Below are 6,000 nucleotides of genomic sequence, written 5' to 3'. Positions count from 1 at the left end.
CATTAAATACCGCGCTGGCGGATGCGGTAATCGTCGCTTGGAAAGAGAAATACACTGAACTCCAACCTCGCCCTGATGACATAATTGCCGGAGGATTTGCGGCTAATGACGGGATAGCTGCTACTGTGGGCGATCCCAATTGGAAACCCTTGCTGTCAAATTTAATTGGGGTTAATTCGCCACCTTTCCCGGATTATATGTCAGGGCATTCTGCCATGGGGGGAGCATTTGCTGGAGTGATGACCGAATATTTTGGTGACGACTATGTGTTTAGTGCTGTCTCCCAAGAACTTCCCGGTGTCGTTCGTGATTTCGATAGCTTCCATCAAGCGGGAATGGAAGATGCCCTCAGCCGTATTTTTGGCGGGGTTCACGTCCGTGAGGCTTGTATTGATTCTTTTAACATGGGGTTAGCTGTTGGCGAGTTTGTCGCAACAAATTTCTTTCAGCCTTAATATCTGGACTTCCCCCATACAGAAATACTAAAAAATTAACAAAACCCTTACTGCAGGTCGCTTCTCAGAAAAAATTGAAAAGAGGCTACTGGGTACATTTTTCCCTTGAAAATGGCTGTACCGTTGACTGTATCTGGAGTAGAGCGATTCCGTAGAGTTGGCTGTATAGTGATCGCTAACCTGATTTTAACAGATAGTGTCATTAATCTCTAGAGTAAGGGATTCCCTCTGTAGCCATGTTTTTGCTGATTTTCTGCCCCGAAACAAGCTATAATGGTCTAAAGGTCAAATTTGAAAATTTTTGCCTCAAACCCTATCTGCGTAAGAACTTCAGGATTTTGTGTCCAGTAGTTCATTGGTATTGTATGGCTTGAACTCAGGCTCTGTAAGACTTTTAGCCATAGCTAGTATGTTTATACGGGGGAAGTCCAGTAATATCAAGTCGAGTTGAACGAACCTGCATCAGTCCCCACCCTCAGCAACGCACCAGTGGGGAAGGTGCAGGGGGCGGCAATTTGAGGACTCGATGTCCGAAAAATTGCCAACTAAATTTGGTTCTTCGGTTTGTGCTATGCAACGGACAGGATTATAAGAGATGAAACCCTTATAGAGAAGGACTTTGATGCGATTTTTGTCAATTGTTTTCGATCTAGAACGAACTAATCAATAGAACTCTTGTCAGATAAGGATTTAGTCGATTTATGCCACCCTATTGAACCATACCAAGTAACGAAGAACCGATCAAGCTAGAGGTTTAAAGACTGAGCGGGTTCCAATTATTTTTATTAATAAATATTTTACACAATTCATACCAGGTAAGCAAGAGAGCTACGCCACTACTACCGAATCATTACCCTTGACATCCTCGCCGCCGTAAAACGGACGGCGATTCCCAAACCTCACGATTTAGGTTTCTGCTTCTTTCCCTTGCGGGGTTCCGCACCTGCCTTAACAGATTTACTCTGTTCTGGTCTTATGGTCGCTCTACAGACTGACACCGCAAGCCCTGCGGCCAAAATATTTTTACTAGCGTTAATATCTCGGTCATGGTGAGTCCCACAGTCTGGACAGTCCCATTCTCGAACATTTAACGGCATTTTCAAGGGCAATATACCCGCAATTACTACACCTTTTAGAGCTAGGAAACCATCTATCTATTTCGATGTAATTTCTCCCATACCAACGGCATTTGTAGGCTAATTGTCGAGTGATTTCTCCCCAACTAACGTCAGATATTGCCTGAGATAATTTCGGGTTTTTGACCATATTCTTGACGGCTAAGTTGGCTCTTCTGGTTTCTGTGTGGAAATGAGGTCTATACTGATAGTTTATTTAACAAAATAGTCCTAAAAGTCTTTCCCAGTAAACATTTCACGATTTCATAAGCAAAAATTATCACACAAAGTCGAGAAGAGCCCTAAGTTCTCAACCACAATCGTTTGGTTTTCACGAACTAATTGAGTGGTTAGCTTATGTAAATGGTCTTTTCTGCTATCGGTGATTTGAGCGTGAATCCTTGCTACTTTGATTCTTGCTTTTTCCCGATTTTTTGACCCTTTCTGTTTTCTAGAAAGATTTTTTTGTGCTTTTCGCAGTCTCCGATAATGCTTTTTAAAATGCTTGGGATTAGATACTTTATCGCCATCGCTGGTAATCACGAGGCTACTAATTCCTAAGTCAATTCCAATGGCTTTATCTGTTACTGGTAAAGGCTTAATCGTTGGGTCATCAAATCTTATTGAAATATGCCAACGTCCAGAAGGATGTAATCTGACTGTTACTGTGCTTGGTTCACAGCTTTCTGGTATTTGTCTTGACCACCGAATAGGTAAAGGTTCTGTGCATTTAGCTAAATAGATTTGTTTGTCTTTGAACTTAAAAGCAGATTTGGTAAATTCGGCACTTCCTCCCTGATGTTTTTTCTTAAAGTTAGGATACTTAGTACGACCAGCAAAGAAATTAGTAAAAGCTGTTTGTAAATGTCTTAACCCTTGTTGTAAAGGTACACAGCTAACTTCGTTTAAAAACTCTAATTCTTCTTGTTTTTTCCAATCGGTTAGCATTGAAGAAGTTTCAGTATATCCTACTCTTTCTTGTCTTTCGTACCATGCTTGTGTTCTGAGATGGAGTGCCTTATTGTAAACCAATCTTACACAGCCCAAAGTGCGCCGCAATAGCGACTCTTGTGTTGGTGTGGGGTAAAATAGACCTCTTGCAAAAGTCTTAAGTCGATCCTTGTACAGCAACATTTTTGAAGATTATCAACTACTAATAAATAATTAACTGAAAGTCCCTCCCATTATTGTTTCTATCGTTTGTTTTCGGATTTATGCAAGAGGTCTAATCGAAACGAATAGGCTTTTTCCATGTCTCACATTTTAGCATATATTTCGTAAATGTTCTAATATTTAACAGTAAAGCCGTCGTAGAACGACGGGGTTTCAGACCCAAAATTTTCGATGAATTGACTAATTTAGGGCTTTTAAGCGGTAAAAATGGCCCACAGGACCGGTTCCTTGACCGATAGGGAGGGAATGATCGAGGGCGTTAGTAACGTAATCCTTGGCTTTTTTCACCGCTATTTTCAGGTCATCACCCAAAGCGAGGTTAGCGGCGATCGCTGCCGATAGGGTACAACCAGTCCCGTGAGTATTATTGGTTTCGACGCTTCTGGTCTTAAAAGTTTCCCATTCCTCCCCATCAAAGTAGATATCAACCCCACGCAGCCGGCCTTTCATGCCGCCACCTTTCACTAATACTGGTGTGGCCGACTTCTGGAAAATAATTTCGGCGGCCGCTTTCATCGCCTCAAAATTATTGATCTCAATGCCACTTAAAAGCTGTGCTTCGTAACGATTAGGGGTAATAATCGAAGCCAGAGGAATTAAACTATCAAAAAGACTATCTATAGCCCGATCATCAATTAATTTGGCTCCTACCCGCGAAACCATAACCGGATCCACCACTAAACTGGTTAAACGCCAGCGCTCGATCGCCTCGGCCACCGCTTCGATAATCTCGCTACTAAACAGCATTCCTGTCTTGACCGCTTGCACACCAAAATCCCCGACCACGGCATCGATTTGGGCCGTTACCATTTCTGGACTTAGGGACTCGATGCGCTCGACCCCTAGGGTATTTTGGGCGGTAACGCAGGTAAGGGCGCTGGTGCCGTGAACTCGGTGGAAGGCGAAGGTTTTCAAATCCGCTTGAATTCCCGCGCCGCCACCACTATCGGAACCGGCGATGGTGAGGGCAATGGCAGTCATAGGCGGTTAGCGATCAAAAGGACGACGACGTTGCAAGAATTCGGGGATATCTAATCCCGCCGGTTTTGGTGGTTCGGGAGTCGGGGCCGGACTGGGTGCGGGGGCATTGATCACCACCTTGCTACTGGTGGGACGAGAGGGGGAATCGCCGGAAAAACCGGTGGCAATGACGGTAATTCTGACTTCTCCCTGCATTTTCTCGTCAATTACTGCCCCGAAGATGATATTAGCGTTGGGATCCACCACTTCATAGATAATTTCGGCGGCGGCATTGACTTCGTGTAGGGTTAGATCTTGACCACCAGTGATGTTAAAGACTACGCCTTTCGCACCTTCGATCGAGGATTCCAGTAACGGCGAGGAAATAGCAGCGATCGCTCCTTCCTTAGCCCGAGATTTTCCGGAACCGATGCCGATGCCCATTAGGGCCGAACCCGCATCGGCCATCACTGCCCGCACATCGGCGAAATCCACATTCACCAGACCAGGGATAGTGATAATGTCCGAGATCCCCTGTACCCCTTGGCGCAGCACATCATCAGCGACGCGAAAAGCCTCCTGTAGGGGCGTGTCGGCGGGTATTACCTGTAATAACTGGTTATTGGGGATAATAATCAGGGTATCGACCCGACTTTGTAAACCACCCACCCCTTCATCGGCCTGATTAGTGCGACGACGACCCTCGAAGGTAAAGGGACGGGTCACAACTCCCACGGTCAAACAGCCGATTTCTTTGGCAATTTCGGCCACAATTGGAGCGGCTCCCGTTCCCGTGCCGCCGCCCATGCCGGCGGTAATAAAGACTAGATCGGTTCCTTCCAATGCTTGGGCGATTTCATCCCGAGATTCTTCCGCCGCTTTCTGTCCGATCGCTGGATTGCCGCCCGCCCCTAGGCCGCGGGTTAATTTTGTCCCGATTTGTAACCTCTGGGGGGCGGAGGAGTGGGCTAGGGCTTGGGCGTCGGTGTTAATTGCCCAAAATTCGATTCCGGTCACGCCACTGGCGATCATGCGGTTAACGGCGTTACAGCCCCCACCGCCGACCCCGATCACCTTGATCTTGGCGACATTGCTTGGCACGATGCGATTACTACGACTTTCTTCTCGGGGTGTCATCTGTGATTCATGGGGGCGAGTAAATAATACTCCAGCATTATTCTGAGAGTAATGATTATCTTCGCTCATAGCTGAACTGGCATAATCGTTACTGTTCAGATTGGGATAGGTGGGAACGATTTCATTAATCGATGTCATTGGAATTGGAACACTCTTAGTACAAGATTCTGTTATTGATTTGATGAATTAGAGATGCAATGTTAACACTATCACTAATATTATGTCGGTTCCAGTATCTACATTATCAGTTTCTGGTTCAGAAAATCATAATTTGGGGTTTTTGGCAATACATAAAGGGAATAATTGCGGTTATTTGCTGATTAATTCCAGTTAATCCCTACCAGTTGCCGTTACTTTGGCAACGATAGGGGCTGGCTGCGGTTTTAATTGTACAGTGGGAGCATCGGGATTGCTCAGGTCAATGTAGAGAATTCGCGCTAGAGGTATCTTGGATGACAATTGCCGCGATTGTACGAGAGCGGTTAATTTTTCGGGCAATCTATCTTTATAAAAACCTAAATAGACCTGTCCCAGTTCAGTTTTTAGTACAAGATTACTAGGATTGCGCCAATCGATGGCGGTAACTTGAATCGATAAGTTATCAACTAAGGGATAAATTTTTTGCCACTGTTGTTGATATTGTCGGTCGTAACCAAGCACTTCTAAGCTAGGTAATTGGGTTTTGGGCAGAGTTCGACCATAATAGTTTTGAGGAATTATCGTTCCGGTGGCATCTAAAAAGCCTTGCTGTTGATGAGAACGCCAACGGGCAACAGGTTTTCTTTCTTGAATAGAAACAATCACTTTCGGGGGTAATAATTGCCGCTCGATCTTAACGTCGGCAATAGCGGGAATAGCCGCTAATTTTTCTCGCAATTGATGGGTAGGTAATTCCCAGAGAGACAGAGGATAGCTTAATTTTAGCCAAGCACGAATCGACTCGGGCGACATTAATTCCGTGCCTTCGATTTCCACCTGTCCGGCCTTGGTAATTGTCCAATAGGGCGAAGTCATCCCCCAAGCTAATCCCGTCGCTAAACCACTAACCACCAGAAAGCGACCTAGGGCTTGCCACACCTTTGATCGCCTTTGGTGGCGCAGGTTTTGTCGTTTTTGTTCTAGGGAGAGGGAAGAAAGGATTTGATCGCTCATAGGGAAAA

General features: G+C 45.2%; 4 protein-coding genes and 2 pseudogenes. 2 read left to right on the top strand and 4 right to left on the bottom strand.

The annotated features are described in order from the left end of the window. Both H6G48_RS04655 and H6G48_RS27380 read left to right on the top strand, forming a co-directional pair. Window positions 1-455: vanadium-dependent haloperoxidase (locus H6G48_RS04655; RefSeq protein ID WP_190719564.1), on the top strand; the 455-nt coding region annotated here is incomplete at its 5' end. A 564-nt stretch (window positions 456-1,019) separates the two neighbouring features. Beyond that, window positions 1,020-1,205, top strand: a pseudogene (locus H6G48_RS27380) (hypothetical protein). Window positions 1,206-1,354: 149 nt separating this feature from the next. Here the strand turns inward: H6G48_RS27380 and H6G48_RS27375 are convergent. The 4 genes and pseudogenes from H6G48_RS27375 to H6G48_RS04625 all read right to left on the bottom strand — a co-directional run bounded on the left by H6G48_RS27375 (window position 1,355) and on the right by H6G48_RS04625 (window position 5,992). Further along, window positions 1,355-2,704: pseudogene (locus H6G48_RS27375) on the bottom strand (RNA-guided endonuclease InsQ/TnpB family protein). 219 nt (window positions 2,705-2,923) lie between these two features. After that, window positions 2,924-3,724 (bottom strand): bifunctional hydroxymethylpyrimidine kinase/phosphomethylpyrimidine kinase, encoded by an 801-nt coding sequence (gene thiD, locus H6G48_RS04635; RefSeq protein WP_002756932.1) that lies wholly within the window; start codon window positions 3,722-3,724, stop codon window positions 2,924-2,926. Window positions 3,725-3,730: 6 nt separating this feature from the next. Next, window positions 3,731-4,978, bottom strand: a complete 1,248-nt coding sequence (gene ftsZ / locus H6G48_RS04630; protein ID WP_002756934.1) for a cell division protein FtsZ — start codon at window positions 4,976-4,978, stop codon at window positions 3,731-3,733. Window positions 4,979-5,170: 192 nt separating this feature from the next. Continuing rightward, window positions 5,171-5,992 carry a cell division protein FtsQ/DivIB gene (locus tag H6G48_RS04625; RefSeq protein WP_190719561.1) on the bottom strand — a complete coding sequence of 274 codons (822 nt, stop codon included), beginning with the start codon at window positions 5,990-5,992 and terminating at the stop codon, window positions 5,171-5,173. Window positions 5,993-6,000: the final 8 nt, after the last annotated feature.

The sequence above is a fragment of the Microcystis flos-aquae FACHB-1344 genome (assembly GCF_014698375.1).
In the GTDB taxonomy this organism is placed as follows: domain Bacteria; phylum Cyanobacteriota; class Cyanobacteriia; order Cyanobacteriales; family Microcystaceae; genus Microcystis; species Microcystis aeruginosa.
This window is presented reverse-complemented; position numbering and strand designations above follow the sequence as displayed.

Excerpts from the sequence above, each read along its gene's own strand:
- H6G48_RS04625 (WP_190719561.1), bottom strand. The coding sequence starts at position 5,992 with ATGAGCGATCAAATCCTTTCTTCCCTCTCCCTAGAACAAAAACGACAA.
- ftsZ (WP_002756934.1), bottom strand. The coding sequence starts at position 4,978 with ATGACATCGATTAATGAAATCGTTCCCACCTATCCCAATCTGAACAGT.
- thiD (WP_002756932.1), bottom strand. The coding sequence starts at position 3,724 with ATGACTGCCATTGCCCTCACCATCGCCGGTTCCGATAGTGGTGGCGGC.